The 26,735-nt window shown below is 71.5% G+C and carries 20 protein-coding genes; 13 read left to right on the top strand and 7 right to left on the bottom strand.

Annotated elements, in window-relative coordinates; genetic code table 11:
* Positions 1-275: 275 nt before the first annotated feature.
* From ABT186_RS39360 to ABT186_RS39320, 9 genes are all read left to right on the top strand, one after another.
* Positions 276-1,073: a TIGR03084 family metal-binding protein gene (locus ABT186_RS39360; RefSeq protein WP_351929179.1), complete on the top strand. Its 798-nt coding sequence runs from the start codon at positions 276-278 to the stop codon at positions 1,071-1,073.
* Complete coding sequence (locus ABT186_RS39355; RefSeq protein ID WP_351222571.1) at positions 1,070-2,776, top strand: acyclic terpene utilization AtuA family protein; 1,707 nt, start codon at positions 1,070-1,072, stop codon at positions 2,774-2,776. Before ABT186_RS39360 ends, ABT186_RS39355 begins: the two co-directional genes overlap by 4 nt.
* Complete coding sequence (locus ABT186_RS39350; RefSeq protein ID WP_502973475.1) at positions 2,731-4,371, top strand: acyl-CoA carboxylase subunit beta; 1,641 nt, start codon at positions 2,731-2,733, stop codon at positions 4,369-4,371. The genes ABT186_RS39355 and ABT186_RS39350 overlap by 46 nt, the downstream gene beginning before the upstream one ends.
* A gap of 41 nt (positions 4,372-4,412) precedes the next feature.
* Positions 4,413-6,263: an acetyl/propionyl/methylcrotonyl-CoA carboxylase subunit alpha gene (locus tag ABT186_RS39345; RefSeq protein WP_351929175.1), complete on the top strand. Its 1,851-nt coding sequence runs from the start codon at positions 4,413-4,415 to the stop codon at positions 6,261-6,263.
* Positions 6,264-6,379: 116 nt separating this feature from the next.
* Positions 6,380-7,558 (top strand): acyl-CoA dehydrogenase family protein, encoded by a 1,179-nt coding sequence (locus ABT186_RS39340; protein WP_351222577.1) that lies wholly within the window; start codon positions 6,380-6,382, stop codon positions 7,556-7,558.
* Between the two features lie 48 nt (positions 7,559-7,606).
* On the top strand, positions 7,607-9,172 hold the full coding sequence (locus ABT186_RS39335; protein WP_351222579.1) for a 4-coumarate--CoA ligase family protein: 1,566 nt from the start codon (positions 7,607-7,609) through the stop codon (positions 9,170-9,172).
* Positions 9,169-9,906: an enoyl-CoA hydratase family protein gene (locus tag ABT186_RS39330; protein WP_351222581.1), complete on the top strand. Its 738-nt coding sequence runs from the start codon at positions 9,169-9,171 to the stop codon at positions 9,904-9,906. The genes ABT186_RS39335 and ABT186_RS39330 overlap by 4 nt, the downstream gene beginning before the upstream one ends.
* Entirely contained in the window at positions 9,894-10,520 is a 627-nt protein-coding gene (locus ABT186_RS39325) for a TetR/AcrR family transcriptional regulator (RefSeq protein WP_351222583.1), read from the top strand. The genes ABT186_RS39330 and ABT186_RS39325 overlap by 13 nt, the downstream gene beginning before the upstream one ends.
* Positions 10,521-10,829: 309 nt before the next feature.
* Positions 10,830-11,846, top strand: coding sequence for an isopenicillin N synthase family dioxygenase (locus tag ABT186_RS39320; protein ID WP_351222585.1), 1,017 nt, complete (start codon positions 10,830-10,832; stop codon positions 11,844-11,846).
* Between the two features lie 159 nt (positions 11,847-12,005).
* Here ABT186_RS39320 and ABT186_RS39315 read toward each other — a convergent pair whose 3' ends face one another.
* Positions 12,006-13,106 carry a citrate synthase 2 gene (locus ABT186_RS39315; protein WP_351222587.1) on the bottom strand — a complete coding sequence of 367 codons (1,101 nt, stop codon included), beginning with the start codon at positions 13,104-13,106 and terminating at the stop codon, positions 12,006-12,008.
* Between the two features lie 533 nt (positions 13,107-13,639).
* Here ABT186_RS39315 and pdxH point away from each other — a divergent pair.
* Complete coding sequence (pdxH, locus tag ABT186_RS39310) at positions 13,640-14,278, top strand: pyridoxamine 5'-phosphate oxidase (RefSeq protein ID WP_351222611.1); 639 nt, start codon at positions 13,640-13,642, stop codon at positions 14,276-14,278.
* A gap of 325 nt (positions 14,279-14,603) precedes the next feature.
* On the opposite strand, the gene ABT186_RS39305 is transcribed toward pdxH, so the two are convergent.
* Together ABT186_RS39305 and ABT186_RS39300 are read right to left on the bottom strand one after the other, a co-directional pair.
* On the bottom strand, positions 14,604-15,464 hold the full coding sequence (locus ABT186_RS39305) for an alpha/beta fold hydrolase (protein ID WP_351222589.1): 861 nt from the start codon (positions 15,462-15,464) through the stop codon (positions 14,604-14,606).
* A 734-nt stretch (positions 15,465-16,198) separates the two neighbouring features.
* On the bottom strand, positions 16,199-16,891 hold the full coding sequence (locus ABT186_RS39300) for an iron-dependent transcriptional repressor DtxR (RefSeq protein WP_351222591.1): 693 nt from the start codon (positions 16,889-16,891) through the stop codon (positions 16,199-16,201).
* A 345-nt stretch (positions 16,892-17,236) separates the two neighbouring features.
* On the opposite strand from ABT186_RS39300, the gene ABT186_RS39295 reads away from it, so the two are divergent.
* Entirely contained in the window at positions 17,237-18,025 is a 789-nt protein-coding gene (locus ABT186_RS39295; RefSeq protein WP_351222593.1) for an SIS domain-containing protein, read from the top strand.
* 57 nt (positions 18,026-18,082) lie between these two features.
* On the opposite strand, the gene ABT186_RS39290 is transcribed toward ABT186_RS39295, so the two are convergent.
* The 4 genes from ABT186_RS39290 to ABT186_RS39275 form a co-directional block, all read right to left on the bottom strand.
* The gene (locus ABT186_RS39290) at positions 18,083-19,474 is read right to left on the bottom strand and encodes a PAS domain-containing protein (RefSeq protein WP_351929173.1); all 1,392 of its coding nucleotides are present in this window, start codon (positions 19,472-19,474) and stop codon (positions 18,083-18,085) included.
* Between the two features lie 189 nt (positions 19,475-19,663).
* Positions 19,664-21,250 carry a transporter gene (locus tag ABT186_RS39285; protein ID WP_351929171.1) on the bottom strand — a complete coding sequence of 529 codons (1,587 nt, stop codon included), beginning with the start codon at positions 21,248-21,250 and terminating at the stop codon, positions 19,664-19,666.
* On the bottom strand, positions 21,247-22,038 hold the full coding sequence (locus tag ABT186_RS39280; RefSeq protein ID WP_351222599.1) for an ABC transporter ATP-binding protein: 792 nt from the start codon (positions 22,036-22,038) through the stop codon (positions 21,247-21,249). The genes ABT186_RS39285 and ABT186_RS39280 overlap by 4 nt, the downstream gene beginning before the upstream one ends.
* 180 nt (positions 22,039-22,218) lie before the next feature.
* Complete coding sequence (locus ABT186_RS39275; protein WP_351222601.1) at positions 22,219-22,872, bottom strand: bifunctional DNA primase/polymerase; 654 nt, start codon at positions 22,870-22,872, stop codon at positions 22,219-22,221.
* 403 nt (positions 22,873-23,275) lie between these two features.
* On the opposite strand from ABT186_RS39275, the gene ABT186_RS39270 reads away from it, so the two are divergent.
* Positions 23,276-24,661 (top strand): NsdA family TPR-like regulatory protein, encoded by a 1,386-nt coding sequence (locus ABT186_RS39270; RefSeq protein WP_351222603.1) that lies wholly within the window; start codon positions 23,276-23,278, stop codon positions 24,659-24,661.
* A gap of 398 nt (positions 24,662-25,059) precedes the next feature.
* On the top strand, positions 25,060-26,634 hold the full coding sequence (locus ABT186_RS39265; protein ID WP_351222605.1) for a hypothetical protein: 1,575 nt from the start codon (positions 25,060-25,062) through the stop codon (positions 26,632-26,634).
* Positions 26,635-26,735 lie beyond the last annotated feature (101 nt).

Raw genomic sequence — 26,735 nt, 5'->3', positions numbered from 1 at the left:
AAATTCCGGGTTGTTTTCCTCGGTGATTCCCTCGCCGTCCGACACCGAAGAACTTACACGGCGCCGACCGGCTTATCGGCAAGGAATTGCAAACGGGGGCTGTGAATACCTTGGAATGGCCTGGCACTTGGAGGGGGAACCTGGGCGTTCCCTGTACCCCGGGGGTCCTGGCTGTGAGATCCCTACGGCCAAAATCCATGCAAGCACGCTTGATTGTTTCTGTGTCCGCTGCCATGCTCCCCACGCACACCGTCGTGCCCCGAGGGGAGCGCATCGTGTCCGACGCATCGTCCGTGATCGACGATCTGGGCCGGGAGAACGAGGAACTCGACCGGCTGGTCGGGGAGTTGGAGGAGTCCCGCTGGGCACTCGCCACGCCCGCTCCCGGCTGGACCATCGCCCATCAGATCGCCCACCTGGCCTGGACGGACCGAGCCGCCCTGCTGGCCGTCACCGACGCGGAGGCGTTCGGGGCGGAGGTGGAGAAGGCGCTCGCGTCCCCGGACACCTGGGTCGACGAGGCCGCACACGAGGGGGCCGCCCTTCCGCCGGCGCGGCTGCTCGCCCAGTGGCGCGCGGGCCGTGCCGCCCTGGACCGCGCCCTGCGCGCCGCGCCCTCCGGCACCCGCTTCCCCTGGTACGGGCCGCCCATGTCCACCGCATCCATGGCCACCGGCCGGCTGATGGAGACCTGGGCGCACGGACAGGACATCGCCGACACGCTCGGTGTGGTGCGCACCCCCACCGACCGGCTGCGGCATGTGGTCCGCATCGGGGTGCGGGCACGTGACTTCGCCTTCGGGGTACGGGGATCGAGCGCGCCCCGGGAGGAGTTCCGGGTGGAGCTGGCCGCGCCTTCCGGGGACGACGTCTGGTCGTACGGGCCCGAGGACGCCGCCCAGCGGGTGACCGGTCCCGCGCTGGACTTCTGCCTGCTGGTCACCCAGCGCGCCAACCGGGCCGACCTCGCGCTGCGGGCCGAGGGACCCGATGCGGACCGCTGGCTGGACATCGCGCAGGCGTTCGCGGGCCCGCCGGGGGCAGGGCGTGCGCCGAAGGGGGAGGGGCGGTGAGCCCTCTGCCCCGCCGCCCTCTCCGCATAGGCAACGCCTCCGGCTTCTACGGCGACCGCTTCGACGCCCTGCGCGAGATGCTCGCCGGCGGCCCGCTCGACGTCGTCACCGGCGACTACCTCGCCGAGCTGACGATGCTGATCCTGGGCCGCGACCGCCTCAAGAACCCCGCCGGAGGCTACGCGCGCACGTTCCTCGGCCAGTTGGAGGAGTGCCTGGGCCTCGCCCATGAGCGGGGCGTGCGGATCGTGACGAACGCGGGCGGCCTCAACCCGGCGGGACTCGCCGATGCCGTAAGGGAGTTGGCCGACCGGCTCGGCATCCCCGTACGGGTGGCCCATGTCGAGGGCGACGACCTCACCGCCGCCCACCCCGGCGCCCTCGCCGCCCACGCCTACCTCGGCGGCCACGGCATCGCCGCCTGCCTGCGCGAGGGCGCCGACGTCGTGGTCACCGGGCGCGTCACGGACGCCGCACTCGTCACCGGGCCCGCCGTCGCCCACTTCGGCTGGGGGCCCGAGGAGTACGACCGGCTGGCGGGCGCGGTGGTCGCCGGGCACGTCCTGGAGTGCGGCGCGCAGGCCACCGGCGGCAACTACGCCTTCTTCACCGAACACCCGCCCGAGCTGCTGCGCCGCCCGGGTTTCCCGCTCGCCGAACTCCACGACGACGGCAGCAGCGTCATCACCAAGCACGACGGCACCGGCGGCGTCGTGGACGTCGGCACGGTCACCGCGCAGCTCCTGTACGAGACGGCAGGTGCCCGGTACGCGGGCCCCGACGTCACCGCCCGTCTCGACACGGTCCGGCTCATCCAGGAGGGGCCCGACCGGGTGCGCATCGAGGGCGTGCGAGGGGAGGCGCCGCCCCCGGACCTCAAGGTCGGCCTCAACCGCCTCGGCGGCTTCCGCAACGAGGTCACCTTCGTACTGACCGGGCTCGACATCGAGGCCAAGGCCGCGCTCGTCCGGGACCAGATGGAAGCGGCCCTGGACGCGGCCAAGTCCCCCCCGGCCGAGGTGCGATGGGACCTCGCCCGCACCGATCACCCCGACGCCCCGACCGAGGAGACGGCGAGCGCACTGCTCCGGCTCGTCGTACGCGATGCCGACGAGTCCGCGGTAGGGCGGGCGCTCAGCGGCGCCGCGGTCGAGCTGGCGCTCGCCAGCTACCCCGGCTTCCATGTGGTCGCGCCACCGGGAAAGGGCACGCCTTATGGGGTGTTCGAATCGGCGTTCGTCGACCGTGGTGCCGTGGGCCACAGTGCGGTACTCCACGACGGACGGCGGATCCCCGTGCCCCCGGCCCACGACACCCTCGTACTCGACGAGCTGCCTCAGCCGCCGCTGCCCGACCCCCTGCCCGCAGGGACCACGCGTCGCGCCCCCCTGGGCCGTGTCGCCGGCGCCCGCAGCGGGGACAAGGGCGGGAACGCCAACGTCGGGGTGTGGGTCCGCACGGACCAGGCCTGGCGCTGGCTCGCCCACACCCTCACCGTGGACCGCCTGCGCGAACTCCTGCCGGAGACGGCGGGCCTGACCGTCGTACGGCATGTCCTGCCGAACCTGCGCGCCCTGAACTTCGTCGTCGAGGGGCTCCTCGGCGAGGGCGTCGCCGCGCAGCACCGCTTCGACCCGCAGGCCAAGGGCCTGGGCGAATGGCTGCGCGCCCGCCACCTCGACATTCCGGAGGCACTGCTGTGACCGTCCTGTCGTCCGCTGTGGACGTGAGCGGCCCCGACCACCGTGCGAACCGCGACGCCATGCTCGCCAAACTCGCCGACCTGGACGCCGAGCACGCCAAGGCGCTGGCCGGCGGCGGGGAGAAGTACGTCGATCGGCACCGCAGGCGCGGCAAGATGCTCGCCCGCGAGCGCATCGAACTCCTCCTCGACCCCGACACGCCCTTCCTGGAACTGTCCCCGCTCGCCGCCTGGGGCAGCGACTATGCGGTCGGCGCCTCACTCGTCACCGGGATCGGTGTGGTCGAGGGCGTCGAGTGCCTGATCACCGCGAACGATGCGACCGTACGCGGCGGTGCCAGCAACCCGTGGAGCCTGAAGAAGGCCCTGCGCGCCAACGACATCGCGCTCGCCAACCGGCTGCCGTGCATCAGCCTGGTCGAATCGGGCGGCGCCGACCTGCCGTCCCAGAAGGAGATCTTCATCCCCGGGGGAGCGATCTTCCGCGACCTGACCCGGCTGTCGGCGGCGGGCATTCCGACGGTCGCGGTCGTCTTCGGGAACTCCACGGCCGGGGGCGCCTACATCCCCGGCATGTCCGACCACGTGATCATGGTCAAGGAGCGCGCCAAGGTGTTCCTCGGCGGGCCGCCGCTCGTGAAGATGGCCACCGGCGAGGAGAGCGACGACGAGTCCCTGGGCGGCGCCGAGATGCACACGCGCGTGTCGGGCCTCGCGGACTACTACGCCGTGGACGAGCAGGACGCCCTGCGCCAGGCGCGACGCGTGGTCGCCCGCCTCAACCACCGCAAGGCGTACGCCGATCCCGGCCCGGCGATCCCTCCCAAGTACGACGAGGAGGAACTCCTGGGCATCGTGCCCGGCGACCTGAAGGTGCCCTTCGACCCGCGCGAGGTCATCGCCCGCATCGTCGACGGCTCCGACTTCGACGAGTTCAAACCGCTGTACGGCACGAGCCTGTGCACCGGGTGGGCGACGCTGCACGGCTATCCGGTCGGGGTGCTGGCGAACGCCCAGGGGGTGCTCTTCAGCGCCGAGTCCCAGAAGGCGGCCCAGTTCATCCAGCTCGCCAATCAGCGCGACATCCCCCTCCTCTTCCTGCACAACACCACCGGCTACATGGTCGGCAAGGAGTACGAACAGGGCGGCATCATCAAGCACGGCGCGATGATGATCAACGCGGTGTCCAACAGCCGGGTGCCGCACCTGTCCGTGCTCATGGGCGCCTCGTACGGGGCCGGCCACTACGGCATGTGCGGGCGGGCGTACGACCCGCGCTTCCTGTTCGCCTGGCCCAGCGCCAAGTCGGCCGTCATGGGCCCGCAGCAGCTCGCCGGTGTCCTCTCCATCGTCGCCCGGCAGTCGGCGGCGGCGAAGGGACAGCCGTACGACGAGGACGCCGACGCCGCCCTGCGCGCCATGGTGGAGCAGCAGATCGAGTCCGAGTCCCTGCCGATGTTCCTGTCCGGGCGGCTGTACGACGACGGGGTCATCGACCCGCGCGACACCCGTACCGTCCTCGGCCTGTGCCTGTCCGCGATCCACACGGCGCCCTACGAAGGTGCGCGTGGCGGGTTCGGCGTCTTCCGGATGTGAGGCCCCGTGACTACTTCCGTCTCTCCCGGATGTGAGGCCCCGTGATTACTTCCGTTCTGGTGGCGAACCGTGGTGAGATCGCCTGCCGCATTTTCCGGACCTGCCGTGAGCTGGGCATCCGGACCGTCGCCGTGCACTCGGACGCCGACGGGAACGCGCTCCACGCGCGCGTGGCCGACGCCGCGGTACGGCTGCCGGGGGCGGCCCCCGCGGACACGTACCTGCGCGGCGATCTGATCGTGAAGGCGGCCCTCGCGGCCGGCGCCGACGCCGTGCACCCGGGCTACGGCTTCCTGTCCGAGAACGCCGACTTCGCGCGCGCGGTGCTCGATGCGGGCCTGGTGTGGATCGGGCCGCCGCCGCAGGCCATCGAGGCGATGGCCTCCAAGACGCGCGCGAAGAAGCTGATGGGCCTGGAGCCCCTGGCCACGGTCACCGCCGACGACCTGCCCGTCCTGGTCAAGGCCGCGGCGGGCGGCGGCGGGCGCGGCATGCGGATCGTACGCTCCCTGGATGCCCTGGACGCGGAGCTGACGGCGGCGCGCGCCGAGGCGCTGAGCGCCTTCGGCGACGACGAGGTCTTCGTCGAGCCGTACGTGGAGGGCGGACGCCACGTCGAGGTGCAGATCCTCGCCGACACGCACGGCACGGTGTGGGCGCTCGGCACCCGCGACTGTTCTCTCCAGCGCCGCCACCAGAAGGTGATCGAGGAGGCCCCGGCACCGGGTCTGACATCCGAACTCACCGACTCCCTGTGCGCGATGGCCGTACGGGCCGCCCGCGCCGTCGACTACGCGGGCGCGGGCACGGTGGAGTTCCTGGTCGCGGACGGCCGGGCGCACTTCCTGGAGATGAACACCCGGCTCCAGGTGGAACACCCCGTCACGGAGGCGCTGTTCGGGGTCGACCTGGTGGCTCTGCAACTCCGCGTCGCCGAGGGCGCGGCCCTCGAGAGCGACCCTCCACGCGCGTGTGGACACGCGATCGAGGCCCGCCTCTACGCCGAGGACCCGGCGCGCGAGTGGGCCCCGCAGACCGGCACCCTGCACCGCCTCGCCGTAGCGGACGTGCGCCTGGACACGGGATATGCGGACGGCGACACGATCGGCGTCCACTACGACCCCATGCTTGCCAAGGCCATAGCCCACGCCCCCACGCGCGCGGAGGCGCTCCGCAAGCTGGCGGGCGCCCTGGAGCGGGGAGAGATCCACGGCCCGGCGACCAACAGGGACCTGCTCGTGCGCTCTCTGCGCCACGAGGAGTTCACGACGGCCCGGATGGACACGGGCTTCTACGACCGCCACCTCTCCGACCTGACCGAGTCGGTCCCGGACCCGTACGCCCCACTGGCCGCCGCCCTCGCGGACGCGCACGGCCGCTCGCGGTTCGGCGGTGGCTGGCGCAATCTGCCGTCCCAGCCGCAGGTCAAGCGGTACCTCATGGCGGGCGAGGAACACGAGGCGGCTTACCGGTACACCCGTGAGGGCCTGACCGCGGACGGGGTGCGCGTGGTGCATGCCGACGCCCGCCTCGTCGTCCTCGAAGCCGACGGCGTACGACGGAGGTTCGAGGTCAGCAGGTACGGCGACCAGGTGTACGTCGGGCCGACGGCCCTCACCGCCCTGCCCCGCTTCCGGGAACCCACCGCCGACCGTGCCCCGGGCTCCCTGCTGGCCCCGATGCCGGGAACGGTCGTAAGGGTGGCCGAGGGCCTGACCGTCGGAGCCGCCGTGCAGGCCGGAGAACCCCTGCTCTGGCTGGAGGCGATGAAGATGGAACACAAGATCACGGCACCGGTCACGGGGACGGTCACGGCCCTGCACGCCCTGCCCGGCCGCCAGGTGGAGGTCGGCGCGCTCCTGGCCGTGGTTCAGGACAGCCCGCCCCGATAGGGGCGCGGCACTGTATCGACATGCGGCTCCGCCGCGATGGGGGTGCCCCCTGTTCGAGCGAAGCCGAGAACTTGGGGGAGCGATCAACCACAAACAACTCGCACCCGGGAGACGACATGAGCTCCGTCCTCGAGACCGATGAGCACAAAACCCTCCGTTCAGCCGTAGCCGCCCTCGGCAACCGCTACGGCCGCAACTACCTCACCACAGTGATCAAAGAAGGCCGCCACCCCACCGAACTCTGGGCGGAAGCCGCCAAGCTCGGCTACCTCGGCGTCAACCTGCCGGAGGCATACGGCGGTGGAGGCGGCGGAATCGCCGAACTCTCCATCGTCCTGGAGGAGCTGGGCGCCGCAGGCTGCCCGCTCCTCATGATGGTCGTCTCACCCGCGATCTGCGGCACGGTCATAGCCCGCTTCGGCACCACCAAGCAGAAGGAAGAATGGCTGCCGGGCCTGGCAGACGGCACCCGCACCATGGCCTTCGGCATCACCGAACCCGACGCCGGCTCCAACTCCCACCGCATCACCACCACCGCCCGCCGTGACGACGGGGGAGACTGGATCCTCAACGGCCGCAAGGTGTTCATCTCCGGCGTCGACATCGCCGACGCGACCCTGATAGTCGGCCGCACCGAGACTGTGTCCAATGACAAGGGCCGCAGCGGAAACCTCAAGCCCTGCCTGTTCGTCGTCCCGCGGGACGCACCCGGCTTCGGACGGCGGCGGATCGACATGGAACTGTCCGGTGCGGAGAAGCAGTTCGAGCTGACCCTGGACGATGTACGGCTGCCTGCCGACGCACTTGTCGGCGACGAGGACGCGGGGCTGCTCCAGCTGTTCGCCGGTCTCAACCCCGAGCGCGTGATGACCGCCGCCTTCGCGATCGGCATGGGTCGCTACGCGCTCTCCCGCGCCGTCGAGTACGCGCGCGACCGCAGCGTCTGGAAGCAGCCCATCGGCGCCCACCAGGCGATCGCCCACCCTCTCGCGCAGTCGCACATCGAGCTCGAACTGGCCCGCCTGATGATGCAGAAGGCCGCCTTCCTGTACGACTCCGGGGACGACGTCGGTGCCGGAGAGGCCGCCAACATGGCCAAGTACGCGGCCGGGGAGGCCTGTGTGAAGGCCGTCGACCAGGCCGTGCACACCCTCGGCGGCAACGGGCTCACGCGCGAGTTCGGGCTCGCCTCCCTCATCACGGCCGCGCGCGTGTCTCGTATCGCACCGGTCAGCCGGGAGATGATTCTCAACTACGTCTCCCACCAGACCCTGGGCCTGCCGAAGTCGTACTAGCCCTCGGCAGTCGCACCGCAGCCGTACAGAGCCGTACGAGGAGGAACCGTGTTCCGAAGCCAGTACGCAGACGTCCCGGCCGTCGAACTCCCCATCCACGAGGCGGTCCTGGGCCGGGCCGCCGAGTTCGGTGAGCTGCCCGCCCTGATCGACGGTGTGGACGGCACCACCCTCACGTACGAACAGCTGGACCGGTTCCACCGGCGGCTGGCCGCCGCCTTCGCTGACGCGGGCGTCCGCAAGGGCGACGTACTCGCCCTGCACAGCCCCAACACGATCGCCTTCCCGACCGCCTTCTACGCCGCCACGCGCGCGGGGGCGTCGGTCACGACCGTGCACCCGCTCGCCACGGCCGACGAGTTCGCCAAGCAGCTGCGCGACTCGGCCGCCCGCTGGATCGTCACCGTGTCACCGCTCCTGGAGACGGCGCGCACGGCAGCCGAACGCGCGGGCGGCGTGCGGGAGATCTTCGTCTGCGACAGCGCGTCCGGCCACCGCTCGCTCATCGACATGCTGGCCACGACCGCGCCCGAACCCCAGGTGGAGATAGACCCGGCGGAGGACATAGCGGCCCTCCCGTACTCGTCGGGGACCACCGGCATCCCCAAGGGCGTGATGCTCACCCACCGTTCGATCGCCACGAACCTCGCGCAGCTCGAACCCCTGGTGGCGGCCCGCCCCGGCGACCGTATCCTCGCCGTGCTGCCGTTCTTCCACATCTACGGGCTGACCGCCCTCATGAACGCGCCCCTCAGGCTGGGCGCCACGGTCGTCGTACTGCCCCGCTTCGACCTGGAGACGTTCCTCGCGGCCATCGAGAAGCACCGCATCACAGGGCTGTACGTCGCCCCGCCCGTCGTCCTCGCGCTGGCCAAGCACCCATTGGTCGAGGGGTACGACCTGTCGTCCCTGAAGTACGTCATCTCCGCCGCCGCGCCCCTGGACGCCGATCTGGCGACGGCCTGCTCGCAGCGGCTGGGGGTACCGCCGATCGGCCAGGCCTACGGCATGACCGAGCTGTCGCCCGGCACCCACGTCGTCCCCCTGAACGCGCAGAACGCGCCCGCCGGGACGGTCGGCAAGCTCATCGCGGGCACCGAGATGCGCATCCTCTCCCTGGACGACCCCGACAAGGACCTCGGCGTCGGCGAACCCGGCGAGATCGCCATCCGCGGCCCCCAGGTGATGAAGGGCTACCTGGGACAGCCCGGGGCGACCGACGCGATGATCGACCGGGACGGCTGGCTGCACACCGGGGACGTCGGCCATGTCGACGCCGACGGCTGGCTGTTCGTCGTCGACCGTGTCAAGGAACTCATCAAGTACAAGGGCTTCCAGGTGGCCCCGGCAGAACTGGAGGCCCTCCTGCTCACCCACCCGAAGATCGCGGACGCCGCCGTCGTCGGCGTCTACAACGACGACAACAACGAGGTTCCGCACGCTTTCGTGGTGCGCCAGACCGAAGCGGACGACCTCTCCGAGGGAGAGGTCATGATGTACGTCGCCGAACGCGTCGCCCCCTACAAACGCATCCGGAACGTCACCTTCATCGACGGAGTGCCCCGGGCCGCCTCCGGGAAGATCCTCCGCCGGCAGCTCAGGGAGCGGACGTGACCGAACCCGTACGGACCGCGCACGACCGCGGCATCACCACCCTCACCCTCGACTCGCCCGGCAACCGCAACGCCCTCTCGGCCGCACTCGTCGCCGGACTGACGGACGCGCTGACCTGCTGCGCAAAGGACCGCGACGTACGTGCCGTCGTCCTCACCCACACCGGGAACACCTTCTGCGCGGGCGCCGATCTGCGCGACCCTCCCCACCCGGAGGGGCTGGTCGGGCTGCTGCGGCAGATCGTCGAACTGCGCAAACCCGTCGTCGCCCGGGTGACCGGGCACGTCCGGGCGGGAGGCCTGGGCCTTCTGGGCGCCTGCGACATCGCGGCCGCCTCCGCCGCGGCCACCTTCGCCTTCACCGAAGTACGCATCGGTGTCGCCCCCGCCGTCATCTCCCTGCCCCTGCTGCCGCGCACCGACCCCCGCGCCCTCGCCCGCTACTACCTGACCGGCGAACGCTTCGACGCCGCCGAGGCCGTACGCACCGGGCTGCTCACCGTGGCGGGCGACGACGTCGACGCGGTGCTCGCACCCGTGCTCGACGGACTGCGCCGGGCCTCGCCCCAGGGCCTGGCGGAGACCAAACAACTGCTCACGGCTACTGTGCTGGAGACCTTCGACCGGGACGCGGCCGACCTGACCGCGCTCTCGGCCCGGCTGTTCTCCTCCCCGCAGGCCCGCGAGGGGATGACAGCCTTCCTCGAACGACGGGATCCCGCATGGGTGGTGTGAGCGCGACAGGGGTGCCTCCTGCCCCGACCACGGTCGAACGCGTCCCCAAGCAGGACCGCAGCCGGGCCACCCGGCAGCGGCTCCTGGAGGCCGCCGTGGCCTGCCTCGCCGAACACGGCTGGGCGGGCTCCACGGTCCTGGTCGTCGCCGAACGCGCCGGGGTCTCCCGGGGCGCGGCCCAGCACCACTTCCCCACCCGCGAGGACCTGTTCACGGCGGCCGTCGAGTATGTCGCCGAGGAGCGCTCCACGGCGATACGGGCCCTGTTCCCGCAGGGCGCCGCCGACCGCCGCGCGGTCGTCACGGCCCTCGTCGACCTGTACACCGGGCCACTGTTCCGGGCCGCCCTGCACCTGTGGGTGGCCGCCTCCAACGAGGAGCAGCTGCGCCCGCGCGTGACGGAACTGGAGGCGCGCGTCGGCCGCGAGACCCACCGCATCGCCGTCGACCTCCTCGGCGCCGACGAGTCCCGGCCCGGCGTCCGCGAGACGGTCCAGGGCCTGCTGGACATGGCCCGCGGCCTGGGCCTCGCCAACCTCCTCACCGACGACGGCGGCCGCCGCGAGCGGGTGGTGACGCAGTGGGCGGCGCTGCTGGAGGAGGCGCTGGGCTGAGAGGCTGCCCGGGACCGCCCGGGACCGGAGAGGACGGGGTGAGGCGGCACCCGCGCGGCGGCCGTCGCGACGCTGTGAAGCCGGACACATACGCACCGCGCGACCCGCAGTACTCTTGCCCCATGCTTCCGATGCTCGTCCGACGCCGACACGTGGACTACGTGCGCGTCACGAGCATGGGCTGTCGGCTTTCCGCCTGACCCAGCCCCTTTCTCTCTCTTTACTCTCCCCTTCCTCACCTGTGGCTCCCGGGCCCCGCCCCACCGCTGGCGGCTGCCCGTGCCCCCGTACACCCTGCGGACGCATCCCATGACGAACCCGTCGCACGACCAACTCCCGATCATCGACCTCTCCGCGGCCGACCGAGGCCCCGAGGCCCGGAAGCTGCTGCACGCACAGCTCCACAGCGCCGCCCACGACGTGGGCTTCTTCCAGCTCGTCGGGCACGGCGTCACCCGCGCCGAGACCGACGCCCTGCTCGGCGCCATGCACGCCTTCTTCGCGCTCCCCGAGGCCGACCGCCTCGCCCTCGACAACGTGAACTCGCCCCACTTCCGCGGCTACACCCGCACCGGCGACGAACGCACTGGCGGCGCCCGCGACTGGCGCGACCAGCTCGACATAGGCGCGGAACGGCCCGCCCGGACACCCGGCCCGGACGAGCCCGCCTACTGGTGGCTGGAGGGCCCCAACCAGTGGCCCGCCGCCCTCCCCGAGCTGCGCACCGCCGCGCTGGCCTGGATCGACCGGCTCAGCGGCGTCACCCAGCGGCTGCTGCACGAACTCCTCGCCGCCATCGGCGCACCCGCCGACTTCTACGACCCGGTCTTCGGCGACCGCGCCCACCCGCACCTCAAGCTCGTGCGCTACCCCGGCAGCGCGGGCGACGGCGCGGACCAGGGCGTCGGCGCGCACAAGGACTACGGCTTCCTGACCCTGCTGCTCCAGGACCGGATCGGCGGGCTCCAGGTACAGCGCGAGGACGGGCTCTTCCACGACGTGCCGCCGCTGGAGGGAGCGTTCGTGGTCAACCTCGGCGAACTGCTGGAGGTGGCGACCAACGGCTACCTGATCGCCACCAACCACCGGGTCGTCAGCCCGCCCGGCGCCACCGAGCGGTTCTCCGTCCCGTTCTTCTACAACCCGCGCCTGGACGCCCGCATCGAACCACTGCCCTTCCCGCACGCCTCCACCGCACCCGGCATCACCGACGACCCGGCGAATCCCTTGTTCGCCGAGTACGGCTACAACGAGTTGAAGGGCAAGCTGAGGGCACACCCATTGGTGGCGGAACGGCATCACGCGGACTTGCTGACGCCTGCATGAAAAGCAGGGCGCGAAGCGCCCGCTTTTCAGGGGCGCGGGACCGCGTCGACCTGCGGCTCCGCCGCGATGGGGGTGCCCCCTGTTCGAGCGAAGCCGAGAACTTGGGGGAGCGACAAGCCACAACGGACCCGCAGTTCCCCACCGTCTCCCGCGAAGCGCTCAGTGGGCGATGTCCGCGTACCCCTCGACCTCCTGAGGGCTGCGCGGACCCGGGCCGACATAACGCGCAGACGGCCGCACCAGCCGTCCCGTCCGCTTCTGCTCCAGAATGTGCGCGGACCAGCCGGCCGTACGGGCGCACGTGAACATCGAGGTGAACATGTGCGCCGGGACCTCGGCGAAGTCCAGGACGATCGCCGCCCAGAACTCGACGTTCGTGGCGAGGACGCGGTCGGGGCGGCGGTTGTGCAGCTCCTCCAGGGCCGCCTTCTCCAGCGCCTCCGCGATCTCGAAGCGCGGAGCACCCAGCTCGCGGGCGGTGCGGCGCAGCACGCGCGCCCGCGGGTCCTCGGCGCGGTACACCCGGTGCCCGAAGCCCATCAGCCGCTCGCCCTTGTCGAGGGCCTGCTTCACATAGGCCTCCGCGTCACCGGTGCGCTCGATCTCCTCGATCATGCCGAGGACACGCGAGGGCGCACCGCCGTGCAGCGGCCCCGACATGGCACCCACGGCACCGGACAGGGCGGCTGCCACATCCGCGCCCGTGGACGCGATGACCCGCGCCGTGAACGTGGAGGCGTTCATGCCGTGCTCGGCGGCCGACGTCCAGTAGGCGTCGACGGCCGCGACGTGCTTCGGGTCGGGCTCACCCCGCCAGCGGATCATGAACCGCTCCACGACGGAGTGCGCCTTGTCGATCTCGCGCTGCGGCACCATCGGCAGGCCCTGGCCGCGGGCCGACTGGGCGACGTACGACAGGGCCATGACGGCAGCGCGGGCCAGATCGTCGCGGGCCTGCTCGGCGTCGATGTCGAGCAGCGGTTTCAGGCCCCACACCGGGGCGAGCATGGCGAGCGCCGACTGCACGTCCACCCGGATGTCACCCGAGTGCACCGGGATCGGGAACGGCTCGGCGGGCGGCAGTCCGGGGTTGAACGCACCGTCGACGAGCAGCCCCCACACATTGCCGAACGAGACGTGGCCGACCAGTTCCTCGATGTCGACACCCCGGTACCGGAGGGCGCCGCCCTCCTTGTCCGGTTCGGCGATCTCCGTCTCGAACGCGATGACTCCTTCGAGCCCGGGTACGAAGTCGGACATCAGGCGGCTCCTCGTGATCTGTGCGGCGGATGTGGTCTGTGGGGGATTTCCCGCCGGCCCTGGTCCGCGGGCCCGGTGGGACGGGATCGGGCGACGGACTTCAGCCGGTGGGAAGGGGTTCGACGCCCGGTTCCGCGGTCCCTGACGGTCGTTCTCGAAAACTCGCGGTCCAAAACGGTCACCCCGGTGATGCCCCGAACGGTAGGTGCTCACCCAATCCGAACGGCATCAGCACGATATCCCCGAGTGCCACCTTTGGGGAGAGGATGCGGCACTCAGTGCCACGCAGTGATGAACCACACCTCGCGAAGGGCCCTGTGTTCACAAGGGCCCAAGGCCTTCGATGGGTACGGCAAGATGACGACGTGACCGACCGCTACCCGGACGAACCCGCACCCGAACCCGCAGCTGAACGCCCCTCCCCGCCCCCCGCCCATCCCTCCGCCAAATCCAGTGCGGAGCCGGTCCTCGAATCCATCGTCGAACGCGCGGCCGAAGGCCCCGCCGAGGACCTGGCCGCCGACCCCGCCGAAATGCGCGCCCACTACCGAGCCGAGGGACTCGACGAGTCCTCCCTTGCCGCCCACCCCATGGACCAGTTCGCCCGCTGGTTCAAACAGGCCGCGCAGGCCTCCGTGGCGGGAATGATCTACGAGCCGAACGCGATGATCGTCTCCACGGCGGATGCGGAGGGGCGCCCCAGCTCGCGCACCGTCCTGATGAAGCAGTACGACGAACAGGGCTTCGTCTTCTACACCAACTACGACTCCCGCAAGGCCCAGGACCTGGCGGCCAACCCGTACGTCTCGCTGCTCTTCCCCTGGCACCCGATGGCCCGCCAGGTGATCGTCACCGGCACCGCCCGCCGCACCGGCCGCGACGAGACGGCCGCCTACTTCCGCACCCGCCCGCACGGCTCCCAGCTCGGCGCCTGGGCCAGCGCCCAGTCCTCGGTCATCTTCTCCCGCACCGAACTGGACGCGTCCTACGAAGAGCTCAGCGCCCGCTACCCCGAGTGCTCCCAGGTCCCGGTCCCGCCGAACTGGGGCGGCTTCCGCATCGCCCCCCGGACGGTCGAGTTCTGGCAGGGCCGTGCAAACCGCCTCCACGACCGCCTCCGCTATGTGGCTCAGCCGGACGGCACGTGGCGGGTGGAACGGCTCAGTCCCTGAAAACCGCGCCGTACACGCAGACGACCCGCGAGCTCGGGTCCTCCGCCTGACGACGGAGAAGCCGGCCGGACGTACCGGCGAGCTCGCGGGTCGGGTGACTGCTGGGATTGGGCCGGCTGCGCGCTCCTATCGCGCGCTGGTCCGGCACCGCACTGGGTGTGGTGGCGAGCCGCTAGCCCGCAGCCACCTCACGCGTCCGGTTTTCATACATCTGCCGAACCACCTCCCTTCTCGTGTAAGCCACACCCTAAGAAGCGGTCGGAAGGCAATCAACAGGTTTTTCGAGATATTCGAGATATTGACGGGGCGGGGTTCCGGCCGGTCTTCACGGCGTGAGCACCCGGTCCAGAAACGGCTCGATCGCCGCGCGCCATGCCTCCGGCTGGTCGTAGTGGACGAGGTGGCCGGCGTCGGCGACCTCCGCGTACTGGCCGTGGGGCAGGACGCGGACCATTTCCTGGGCCTCCGCGCGGCCCAGCTCGCCGTCCAGGCCGCGTACGACCAGGGCCGGGCACTGCACCTGCGCCAGCTCCTCCCAGTGCGCGTCGTAGACCCAGGTCTGGCGGGACTTCAGCATCTGTTCGGGTTCGAAGACGGGGCGCCAGCCGTCCTCGGACTCGGCCATCACCTCGGCGTAGAACTCGCCGCGGGCCGGGTTCGGGCGTTCCACCCAGGGGTCGTCCTCGCCGAACCACTTGCGGACGTCGGCGAGGGTGGCGAAGGGGAGGGGCCAGGACTTGAACCAGTTCTCCCATTCGCGCTGCGAGGCGGCGCCGAGCGCGGAGGCCCGCATATCGCAGATGATCAGGCCCTGGACCAGGTCGGGGCGCTTGGCGGCGAGCTGCCAGGCGGTCAGGGCGCCCATGGCGTGGCCGATGAGGACGGCCGGGGCGAGGCCGAGCTGTTCGAGGGCGGCCTCAGCGTCGTCGATGTAGGCCTCACGGGTGTACTCGCCCTCGGGCGGCTTCTCGCTCTGGCCGTGGCCGCGCTGGTCGAGTGCGACGGCGCGGTGCCGCTCGGAGAGCCGGCGGGCGGTGGACGCCCAGTGCGAGGCGCGGCCCATGAGGCCGTGCAGTAACAGCACACCCGGCGCCCGCTCCGTCTCCACGGTCTTGGGAGGATCCGCGAACTCCCAGGCGGCGAGGCGTACGCCGCCCGCTCCGGTCACGTCGATGCGCCGCACCATCGTTCTGGCACCCCCCTGCTCCGCTCGGACCGCTCGCTCCCGCTTCGAGCGGCTGGTCCACGCGCTCGTCGTACTGCCGCTGTCCTACTGCTGCTCCTGCTGGTCACCGCTGTCGCTGGGTGTTGCCGTCGTGCGGTGGTGCCTGTTGTTGGCTCAGTTGCTGGTCACGCCTGTTGTTACAGCTGTTACAGCGCACGGTCCCGTGGGACCGTCACCCCCACGCTATCGAATAACTATTCGAAAATGCCTTTTTCGGTGCCAACACCCCACCTTCGAGTGACCCCCCTCGAGGATTGGCCGTGTCCTGCGTGGGGAGATCTTCTGCGGGAGGCGGACCGCTCGGGGAAAAACGGTCCGAGGGGGATGACCCTGAGAGCTCGGGGCTCCGGGTCAGAACAGGGGAGGACAGGCCCCGGCGCTCTACGGCGCCGGGGCCCTTCCCACAACTGCGGCACATCCTCCCGCCCCTTCCCTGACCAGGTGACATCGCTGTCACATCCCGGCCAAGAGCCCTCAGGTCATATGCCTCACGCGACAGCCTCGCATGCGAACGACCCGAGCGCTGCGATTCCGCGCACTGAATCTTGAATTCGGCGGGATTGCGGAATCGCCCCAACTGCCCCTGGAGTCACAGGGGTTGACGGAACGCGAGGGTGTGCGCCGGCGCCCGGCCCAGGAGGACGTGCGCCTAGCGCTTGGCCACGAATGCGCCTAGCGCTTGGCCACGAATGCGCCTAGCGCTTGGCCACGAAGACGTGCGACGCGATCTCGGACTCCAGCTCGGCGGCCTCGCCGCCGCTGCCGACCAGGACGCCGCCCGCGGACTCCGTCACGCTGACCACCGAGCCGGGCTGCACGCCCGCCCGCCGCAGCGTGTACATCAGCTGCGCGTCGGTCTGGATGGGCTCGCCGATGCGCCGTACGACGACGGTCTTGCCGTCCGTGCCGGGGTCCAGCTCGGCCAGCGACACCATGCCCTCGTCCAGGAACGGGTTCGCGCCGTCCTTCTCGCCCAGCTCCTCCAGGCCCGGGATCGGGTTGCCGTACGGCGACTCGGTGGGGTGGCGCAGCAGCTCCAGGACGCGGCGCTCGACCGCCTCGCTCATCACGTGCTCCCAGCGACACGCCTCGGCGTGCACCTGCTCCCACTCGAGACCGATCACGTCGACCAGCAGGCACTCGGCGAGACGGTGCTTGCGCATCACGCGGGTGGCGAGGCGGCGGCCCTCGTCCGTGAACTCGAGGTGACGGTCCGCGGCGACCGACACCAGACCGTCGCGCTCCATCCGCGCCACCGTCTGGCTGACCGTCGGGCCGCTCTGGTCGAGCCGCTCGGCGATGCGGGCGCGCATGGGGACCACACCTTCCTCCTCCAGCTCGAGGATGGTGCGGAGATACATCTCCGTGGTGTCGATCAGTCCGGACATACGTGCCCCTCGATGAGATCTGCCGGAGGCTCGACGGCTCACCGGCGTGTGCGCTGGCCCTGCATTCAATTCTGACGCATCCCACTGACAAGCGGGGCGCGGCGATGAAACCACAGGGTTACGAGCGCCGGGCCGGTCCGCGGTGGCAGCGGGACGTCGGCACCCGGAGCCCGGCACACCGCAACCGGCCGGAGGAGGGATCGGGGCCGTATTGACATTGGACTGGTCCAGACCGCAACGTGATCCGCGACACGGGCCGTCATGGGCGCCGGTGCGTGGTCGGCGTGGCACCGTGGTCGCCGTCCGTCGCGAACCGAACAGCGAGACTTCGAAGGGGCGTCGCCGATGAGCGAGGAGCCGAGGGGCGGAGAGCCGCAGGGCGGGAGCGAGCCGGCCGGGCGGTTCTTCGACGCGGCGATCGGGCTGCTGCAGCGCGTGCGGGACGAGGAGGCGGAGTCGATCGCGGCGGCCGGCACGCTGATCGCGGACACCGTCGTCTCCGGCGGCCGGCTGTTCGCCTTCGGCGCCGGGCACTCCTCGCTGGCCGCGCAGGACCTCGTCTACCGTGCGGGCGGCCTCGCCCTGATGAACCTGCTCCCGGTGCCCGGGGCAGTCGGCGTGGACGTCATGCCGGCGACGCTGGGCTCCGCGCTGGAGCGGGTCGACGGCCTGGCGAGCGCCGTCGTCGACGCCAGCCCTCTCCGCTCCGGCGACCTCCTGGTGATCATCTCCCTGTCCGGCCGCAACGCGCTGCCCGTGGAGATGGCGATGAGCGCCCGCGCGCTCGGCGTCAAGGTCATCGGGGTGACGTCGGTGGCGTACGCCGCGGAGACGAAGTCTCGGCACGCCTCCGGTACGTACCTCAAGGACCACTGCGACATCGTCCTCGACTCCAAGATCTCGCTGGGCGATGCCGAGCTCACCCTCGACACCATCGAGGCCCCCTTCGCCCCCGCCTCCACGGTCGTCACCACGGCTCTGCTCCAGGCGGTCATGGCCACGGCCGCGGGCGCCCTCGCGGACCGCGGCATCGAACCGCCCCTGCTGCGGTCGGGGAACGTCGACGGCGGCCATGAGTGGAACGCCCGCGTGTTCCGGGAATACGCCGACCGGATCTTCTACCACCAGGCGTAGCGAACGGATCTTGTACCGCCGGGCGCCTGCACCGCCGGGTGCCTGCACCTCCGGCGCCTACATGTCAGTCGTCGGCTTCACCAAGTCCGCCAGATCCAACGCGGCAGCGATCCGCACCGCCACGTCCTCCGCGTACACGGCGTCGGCCCGTTCGAACTGGCTGCGCCCGGCGCCCCGCAGAAACGTGACGACCCCCAGCGTCCGCCCCCGGCTGCGCAGTACCGCGCACAGTGCGTGCACCGCGTCGGCGGGCCACTGCCGGGCGAGTGCCCACTCGCGCGCCTTCTCCGGGTCGGCGGCGCCCGCACTCGCCCGTACGGGCCCCGCGCGCTCCACGCACTGCAGGGCCGGATGTCCCTCCCTGTACCGCACGGGCAGCCCCGCCTTCCCGGCGAGCACGCTGGGCCCGGGCGCGCCGGACGGTGTCTCGGCGGCCCGTACCAGTCGTACCGGTCCCTCGCCGTCCGCCACCGAGCCGCCCGCCACCCGGTCGATCAGCGCATGGTCGGCGAACCCGGCGAGTGCGAAGTCCAGATGGACGGTGGCCGCCTCGCCCGGGTCCTCGCACTCGGCGGCCGCCCGCGCGGCGCGATGCAGCTGGTTGGAGCGGAAACGCAGCAGCGCCGCCTCCTGCTCGCTCTGCTTGGCCTCGGTGACGTCCTGGAACAGCCACCCGACGCCCAGCGGAACCGGTTCTTCCGCGAGCGGCGAGGACAGCCTCAGAAACCCGCTGCGCCAGCACCGCCGCGTCTCGCCCTCCGCGGTCCGCACGCTCACCCACATCTCCGCGGGGGCGGGCGGAGCGCCCTCGGCGAGCACATGGGTCAGCGCGCTCTCCAGCTCCTCGACGCCCCGGGAGAGCAGATCCCCGAGGGGCCGCCCGAGCACGGCCGTACGTCCGATGCCGAGCGCGCGGGCCGCGTGGGCGTTGACGACGGCGGGACGCAGATCCGCGTCCACGACCACGACACCCCAGCTCGCGTCCTCGAACAGGGCCTCGCTCAGTGCGATGGACCGCTCCAGATCGATCTGCGCGTGGACCTCGCTGAAGGCGCAGTAGACCCCGGCCGGCTTCCCGCCGGGCCCCCGCACAGCCGCGGACTGGGTCCGTACGAGCACCCGCCCGCCCTCCTTGGTGAGCAGCGCGAACTCGTGCACCTGCCGTCCCGGGGCCTCCATCGCGGACATCAGCCGCGCCTCGACCTCCGCGGCGTCGGCGGTCCGTACGGCCCACCCGGCGAACCCGCGCCGGCCCACGGCCTCGGCCGCCGACCACCCGAGGATCCGTTCGGCCTCCCGGTTCCAGTGGGTCACGACCCCGTGGGCGTCGAAGGCGCACAGGGCGGCGTCCATTCCGTCGAGGAGGGCGGCAAGAAGATCCGCACCATCCCGCTCGGGCTCACCGGGCCCCAGTTCGTCCGTGGTCCCACTACGCCGGGAAGCACTCACCTGAACCCCCTGCAGGCTGCTGCGTCCGCACGTACGGCGCGTTCGTCCGCTCACTCGCAATCATTCAACTGGAACGTGACACAGCCCACATATGCTTCCCAAAAGATTGGACGAAATCGTTGCACCCCGGGTTTCCGTCCCTTCCGGCCCATCAGCCCTTGTCCGGCCCACCAACCCTTGTCCGGCCCGCTAGCCCTTGCTGACCGCCCCCAGGATCTCCGGCAGCCGTCCTGCCGTGCGCGGTGCCGCAAGCCGGAGGCCGAGGAACGTGATCAGTGCGCCGTACGCGGCGCCCGCGGGGAGCAGCAGCCAGGTCCACTCGTCCCCGCCCGCGGCGACGTTCAGCCAGATCGTCGCCGTGATCACGGGCGAGGCCAGCAGGGCCGCCGAGACCATGCCGCCGAAGATGGAGATCCAGGCGAGCCCCGCCTGACCGGGGGCCACGTTCTTGTAGCCCTCCTGCGGTATCGAGTACGGGAAGCGGGCCGAGGTCCAGGCGCCCGTGGCCAGCATCGCGCCGAGCAGGGCGAAGGACAGCCCGAGCACCTCGGGCAGTTTCGGCCAGGCGCCGAGCAGGGCGGTCGTCACGACGGTGACGAGGGTGGCGTACGGCAGCGTGATCAGGAGCAGCGCCAGTGCCCGGCCGCGCAGTTCGGCGTACGCGTCCCTGGGCGACGAGATGGTCATCGCGACCATCCAGAACGCGGAAGTGTCCTGACCGAACTGGTTGTACATCTGGATGCCGAGCATTCCGGCCGCGAAGCAGGCGAAATAGATCGAGCCGGTGCCCTGGAGGGCGTTGAAGACGGGCACGATGAGCCCGATCGCGAGCGAGGTCACCCATGCGGCCTTGGTCTTGGGGTCGCGCCACACATAGCGCAGGCTGCGCTCCATCACCGTGCCGGTGCGGCCCGCGGGCAGCAGCCGGGACAGGCCCGACGAGGCGCGCTCCCGGGAGCCCGGTTCGGCGGCCTGGAGCGTGGACTGGTCCGGCGCGGTCATCAGTTTCGTCAGGCTGCGTGACCACAGGGTGAGCAGGCCCGCCGACGCCGCCGCGCTCAGCGCGAGTTGGGCGGCCGCGATGCCGTACGAGCCCTTGCTCACGGAGTCGACCGCGCCGATCGCGGATCCGGGCGGCACCCAGCGCAGCACCTCGCCCACCGGGTCGAGCCGGGACAGCCCGGCCGACCCCAGCCGCTGCGCGCCGAAGTTGACGAGCTGTGCGCCGACCGCGACGACGAGTCCGCTCAGGACTGCCAGGTCACGGCCCTTGCGGCTGGTCAGCAGCCGGATGTTGGCGGCGGCGACCGCCCGCGCGAGCGCCACGCAGATCAGCAGCGCGAGCACGACGGCGACGACGGCGGTGCCGTACGCGGCCGCGCCGGGTGCCACGGCGATCACCGAACCGGTGAACAGACAGAGGGTGAACAGGGGGCCGATGCCGACCAGGGACGCCGTCAGCAGGGCCCGTACGAGGGGTCCCGGGCGCAGCGGCAGCATCACCAGGCGGGTCGGGTCGAGCGTCTCGTCCCCGCTGGGGAAGAACAGCGGCAGCACGGCCCAGCCGAGCGCCAGGATCGCGGCGCCCAGTACCGCGACGGTGGCGGCGTGCGCGTTGCCGCGCAGGGCGATCAGACCGATCAGCTGCAGGGCGGCGATGAGGAGCACGACGACGACGGACGCGACGTACGCGGCCCGCCGCCCGGCGGACTGCCGCAGTCCGTTGCGCAGCAGGGACAGCTTGAGCTGTACGACGACGCCGGTGAGGGCGCTCATCGGGCGCCGCCGCCGAGCCAGTCGAGATCGGTGCCGGCGGTACGGCCGCGCGCGCCGACCAGTTCGAGGAAGGCTTGTTGGAGGGTGGGGGCGCTGCCGCGTACGTCGGCGAGCGGGCCGTGCGCGCGGATGCGCCCCGCGGCCATGACCGCCACCCAGTCGCACAGCGACTCGACCAGCTCCATGACGTGGGAGGAGAAGACGACGGTGGCGCCGGAGGCGGTGTACCGCTCCAGGACGCCGCGGATGGTCTGTGCGGAGACCGGGTCGACGCCCTCGAACGGCTCGTCGAGGAAGAGGACTTCGGGGTTGTGGAGGAGGGCGGCGGCGAGCCCGATCTTCTTGCGCATGCCGGTCGAGTAGTCGACGACGAGCTTGTGCTGGGCGCCCGCCAGATCGAGGACGTCGAGGAGCTGGGAGGCCCGCTTGTCGACCTCGGCGCCGGGCAGTCCGCGCAACCTGCCCGAGTACGCGAGGAGTTCACGCCCGGAGAGGCGCTCGAAGAGCCGGAGCCCCTCGGGCAGGACGCCGATGCGGGCCTTGACCTCGACCGGGTCGCGCCACACGTCACGGCCGACGACCTCGACGGTGCCCCGGTCGGGTCTCAGCAGCCCGGTGACCATGGACAGGGTGGTGGTTTTCCCGGCCCCGTTCGGCCCGACGAGCCCGATGAACCGCCCGGCGGGCAACTCCAGATCGACTCCGGCGACGGCGACCTGTTCCCCGAACCGCTTCCAGAGCCCCTGCACCCGTACGGCGGCGACACCAGCTTCTGCACCTTCGGTCATGTGAGAACCCTACGGTGCGAGGAGCGCCCCGAAAGGGGCGTCGGACGTTGACATCATGCGGCTCCGCCGCGATGGGGGTGCCCCCTGTTCGAGCGAAGCCGAGAACTTGGGGGAGCGAGCAACCACACACGACCCGCAGCCGCCAAACCGCAAGAACCAGGCGGACACAACCGCGAACGGCTACCGATCCCTACCGCACGCATAAGCCAAGGGCGAGATCAATTCCTCCGCATCCGGCAGCCATCGATTCGCGGGCGTGGGCCGGCAGGCCCACTGCACGGCCCCCCGTGACCCGTACCGCGTGGGCGGCGCAGCCACATACGCGCCTTCGCCCAGGGTGACCAGATCGAGGGAGGCGGGCGACCAGCCCAGATTGCGCACCAGGTCGGTGACCTTCGCCGAGGCGCCCGGAAGCACGAAGAACTGCATGCGCCGGTCCGGCGTCAGCGTCACCGGCCCGAGCGTCAGCTCCATGCGCTCCATACGCGCGAGCGCCAGGAAACCGGCGGTCTCCGGCACGTCGATCGCGTCGAACGTGCGCCCGGTGGGCATCAGGATCGAGGCGGTCGGCTGCTTGGACCACAGACGGCGCGCGACGGTCGCACTGCCGGTCGCCTGCGTCGACCAGTCGTCCCGTGCCGGATGCGCGCCCGGCATGGGGCACTCGGGCCGGCCGCAGGAGCAGCGGTGCACCCCGTCGACGGCCTCCAGCCAGGTCCCGGGGAACACGTCCCAGTGGCGTTCCTCGGCGTAACGTGCAGCGGCTTCCGGGAGTGAATCGCCGCGCTGCTTCGGGATGTGGGCAGCTTCAGGGCCCGCGATGGTCTCTTCCACGATGAACTCAACTCTAGCCGTCACCGGGGGTTACGCCCGCTTGTCCGCCGCCATTCCCCGTTCCAGGAATGGTTTTTGGGCATGTCCTTTTTATCCCACATGCGCGGGGAGGAGCACCGATTTCGCGGGCGGGGCGCATGGAAGCACGGATGGGGGCGCGCAAGAGGATCGGCAGCGGGGGCTGGGTAACCACGTGTGGGGTACGGCATCAGCTTTTACCCCCGCAATCCTCGTATGTCTCGCATTAGAGGTATGTCCACTGGGCATTGATCTTCAAGGCCGGATCTTTTCGGTGCACGGGAAGGTGCTTCGGGGGGTCCGGTCGCTGAAGACACGTCAACTCGGTGCGTGGGCAGGCACCGCAGCCACGCGGCGAACCGAGCCATGAAGCAGGGGGTACGTCATGGCCGCAAGGCCTCTCGTCGCGCGGCAGCCGAACGAACGACTGCAGGCGCTCATTCAGGAAGCGGGCTGCTCCAACGCGGGGCTCGCCCGCCGGGTCAACATGTGCGGCGCGGAACACGGCCTCGATCTGCGCTACGACAAGACGTCCGTGGCCCGCTGGCTGCGCGGACAGCAGCCGCGGGGCCGGGCTCCGGCGATCATCGCCGAGGCGCTCGGCCGCAAGCTGGGACGTACGGTCACGATCGACGAGATCGGCATGGCCAACGGCAAGAACCTCGCCTCGGGCGTGGGCCTGCAGTTCTCGCCGACGGTGCTCGGCGCGATCGAGCAGGTCTGCGAGCTGTGGCGCAGCGACGTCGGCCGCCGGGACTTCCTGTCCGGCTCGTCGGTCGCCGCGTCGGCACTCGTCGAGCCGAGCCGTGACTGGCTGATCTCCGGGCCGGACCCGCAGGTCTCACGGTCGGCGGGGCCGCGGGTCGGGACGTCGGACGTGGCGGCGGTGCGCGCGATGACCCAGGCGCTGGTCGAGCTGGACCACCAGTACGGCAGCGGGCATGTCCGCCCGGTCGTCGTGCACTACCTCAACAGCGTCGTCTCCGGGCTGCTGGCGGGCTCGTACCGGGAGGCCGTGGGGCGTGAACTCTTCGCCGCCGTCGCACGGTTGACGGAACTCGCCGGGTACATGGCCGTGGACACCGGGCAGCCCGGGCTCGCCCAGCGGTACTACATCCAGGCGCTGCGGCTCGCCCAGGCGGCGGGCGACCGGGGGTACGGCGGTTATGTACTGGCCGCCTCCATGAGCCACCTCGCGGCACAGCTCGGAAACCCGCGCGAGATCGCGCAGTTGGCGCGCGCGGCCCAGGAGGGGGCGCGTGGACGGGTGACACCACGCGCGGAGGCGATGTTCCACGCCGCCGAGGCGCGCGGGCACGCTCTGATGGGCGACGCGCGCGCGGCGCAGTTCGCGTCGGGGCGCGCGGTCACGGCGCTGGAAGCGGCCGACCCCGCGTCCGGGGACGACCCGGCGTGGATCGCCCACTTCGACCAGGCATATCTGGCGGACGAACTGGCCCACTGCCACCGGGACCTCGGGCAGGGCGAGGCGGCGGCGCGGCGCGCGGAGGAGTCCCTCGCCGGGCACCCCGAGTCCCGGGCGCGGCGCCGGGCGATCGGCCTGGTGCTGCTCGCCACCGCGCAGGTGCAGCAGCGGGAGGTGGAGCAGGGCTGCCACACGGCTCTGAAGGCCGTGGAACTGCTCGGCACGCTGCGATCCAATCGTGGTGCCGAGTATCTGGAGGACTTCCAGCAGCGGTTGGAGCCGTATCGGGACGAGGCGGTGGTGCGGGAGTTCGGGGCGCGGATGGATCTGGCCGCCGCGGCGTGACGCTCCGCGGGAGCGCGGGGTGCCGTCACGGGGCTCCGCCCCGGGCCCCGGAGACAGCGCCGTGGGACGGATGGCAATCCGTTCGCCTGACGGTCGGTTGTGGCTGGTCGCTCCCCCAAGTTCTCGGCTTCGCTCGAACAGGGGGCACCCCCATCGCGGCGAAGCCGCATGTTGTCAGCGCCCCGCGCCCCTTTGGGACGCGGGGGTGAACGCCTGGACAACAGCTGGTGAGCGACGGGTGGAGGTGCGAGGCAGGGCGTAAACAGCGATCTGTGTCGCCGTTTTGTTACGGCAATCACATGGGGCAAGATCACGCCCAGTGCTGCATGGCATGCCGCTCGGGGGACCCGGTAGCGTGAGCCGCTGATTCCGAAAGTCCCCCATTCGTAGGAGTCCCGGTGACGCAGAGTGGACAGGGCGAGGGGCCCTCGGCGCGCCCCGCGCACGAAGGCATCGTGCTGCCCTCCGACGGCGGCGAGCCACTGCTGCCGGGCCGGACGGCCGGAGCGAACGGTTCCACGGTGCCGGCGGGCGGCCGCGGTACGCCCCCGTCGGACGCTCCCGACGGTCAGGCCGCCCCGGCAGGCGGCCAGGCCTGGGGTCAGCCATGGGGCCCGGGGCAGTCGGCCGAGATATCGCCGCACACCCAGACCTGGGGCGCCGACGCAGGACAGTCCTGGGGCGCGCCCGAGCAGCCGGGGACGCAGCCGTCCTGGGATCCGGCGCTGCAGCAGCCGCAGACCGCGCCCGGACAGCCGCTGCCGCCCGAGGGTGCGCAGGCGTCGTCGTACGGCATGGACGGGCAGCATGCGCCCCAGGGCGCACAGGGCGTCCAGCAGGGCGCACACCCCTTGCCGCACACCCTGCATTCCGCACCCCTGCCGCCCGCCGACGAGGGCGCCACGCAGTACATCCCGCCGGTGACCGCCGCGCCCGACGAAGGGGCGACGCAGTACATCCCGCCCGTTCCCGCCGGCGCCGACGAGGGCGCGACCCAGTACATCCCCCCGGTGGGGCCGGGGGCGCTGCCGCCGGAGATGCCCGCGGACGACGCGACGCGGTTCCTCGGGCGGATGAACGCCCCGGCCGCCGGTGCACTGCCGCCCGCTGCCCACCCCGACGCGCAGGCCACGCAGTACCTTCCGCCCGTACCCGGACAGCCGGGCCCGGCGCCGTACGGGGCCCGGCAGACGCCGGCCGAGTTCGACAACCTGTTCCGTCATGACGCGGGTGGCGCCCCGGCCACCCAGCATCTGCCCAGGTTCGACGCGGCGGGCGCGCCGGGCGCGCCCGGCGCACCCATGGGCCCGGCGGCCGGAGGGTACGACGACAACGGCGGCGGCCGTACCCGTTCGCGCGTACCGCTCATCGCGGCCGTCGGTGTGGGCATCGTCGTCCTCGGCATCGGGGCGGGCGCCCTGCTCAGCGGCGGCAACGGCACCGACGGCAAGACCGACAACAGCAAGAACGTCTCGGCGACCGGCCCGGCCACGGACTCCTCGGCGTCCGGCACCGACGCCGCCAAGGCGCAGGCCGTCGCGCTCGACAAGCTTCTCGCCGACAGCGGCAACAGCCGCGGCTCGGTGATCAGGGCGGTCGCCGACGTCAAGGCCTGTCAGAACCTCGACCAGGCGGGCAACGACCTGCGCGACGCGGCCAAGCAGCGCAACGACCTGGTCACCCGGCTGTCCGGGCTCGCGGTCGACAAGCTTCCCGACCACGATGCGCTGACCGCCGCGCTCACCAACGCGTGGAAGGCGTCCGCCGCCGCCGACACCCACTACGCGGCCTGGGCCGACCAGGTCTCGGGTGGGAAGGGGTGCAAGAAGGGCCAGGCCCGCACCACCGGCCAGACCGAGGCGGGCAACCGCGCCAGCGGCACGGCCAGCGCCCAGAAGCTGAAGGCCTCGCAGCTGTGGAACGCCATCGCGCAGAAGTACGGTCTGGCCCAGCGCCAGCCGACCCAGCTGTGAGCCCGGCGGTGGGGGGGGGGGGGCGCGCACAGGCCCCGCCCCGGCGGTTGGGGGGCGGTCGTGGGCGGAGGTTTGCGGACCTGAGGCGCGGGCGGGGCGGT

Origin of the sequence: Streptomyces sp. NPDC001634, assembly GCF_040298185.1 — a bacterium.
Taxonomy (GTDB): Bacteria; Actinomycetota; Actinomycetes; order Streptomycetales; family Streptomycetaceae; genus Streptomyces.
This window is presented reverse-complemented; position numbering and strand designations above follow the sequence as displayed.

Coding starts and splice junctions, on each gene's coding strand:
- ABT186_RS39280 (WP_351222599.1), bottom strand. CDS start 22,038: ATGACCGAAGGTGCAGAAGCTGGTGTCGCCGCCGTACGGGTGCAGGGG.
- ABT186_RS39320 (WP_351222585.1), top strand. CDS start 10,830: ATGACGAACCCGTCGCACGACCAACTCCCGATCATCGACCTCTCCGCG.
- ABT186_RS39270 (WP_351222603.1), top strand. CDS start 23,276: ATGGCCGCAAGGCCTCTCGTCGCGCGGCAGCCGAACGAACGACTGCAG.
- ABT186_RS39285 (WP_351929171.1), bottom strand. CDS start 21,250: ATGAGCGCCCTCACCGGCGTCGTCGTACAGCTCAAGCTGTCCCTGCTG.
- ABT186_RS39325 (WP_351222583.1), top strand. CDS start 9,894: ATGGGTGGTGTGAGCGCGACAGGGGTGCCTCCTGCCCCGACCACGGTC.
- ABT186_RS39305 (WP_351222589.1), bottom strand. CDS start 15,464: ATGGTGCGGCGCATCGACGTGACCGGAGCGGGCGGCGTACGCCTCGCC.
- ABT186_RS39350 (WP_502973475.1), top strand. CDS start 2,731: ATGGCTGCGCGCCCGCCACCTCGACATTCCGGAGGCACTGCTGTGACC.
- ABT186_RS39340 (WP_351222577.1), top strand. CDS start 6,380: ATGAGCTCCGTCCTCGAGACCGATGAGCACAAAACCCTCCGTTCAGCC.
- ABT186_RS39315 (WP_351222587.1), bottom strand. CDS start 13,106: ATGTCCGACTTCGTACCCGGGCTCGAAGGAGTCATCGCGTTCGAGACG.
- ABT186_RS39295 (WP_351222593.1), top strand. CDS start 17,237: ATGAGCGAGGAGCCGAGGGGCGGAGAGCCGCAGGGCGGGAGCGAGCCG.
- ABT186_RS39300 (WP_351222591.1), bottom strand. CDS start 16,891: ATGTCCGGACTGATCGACACCACGGAGATGTATCTCCGCACCATCCTC.
- pdxH (WP_351222611.1), top strand. CDS start 13,640: ATGCGCGCCCACTACCGAGCCGAGGGACTCGACGAGTCCTCCCTTGCC.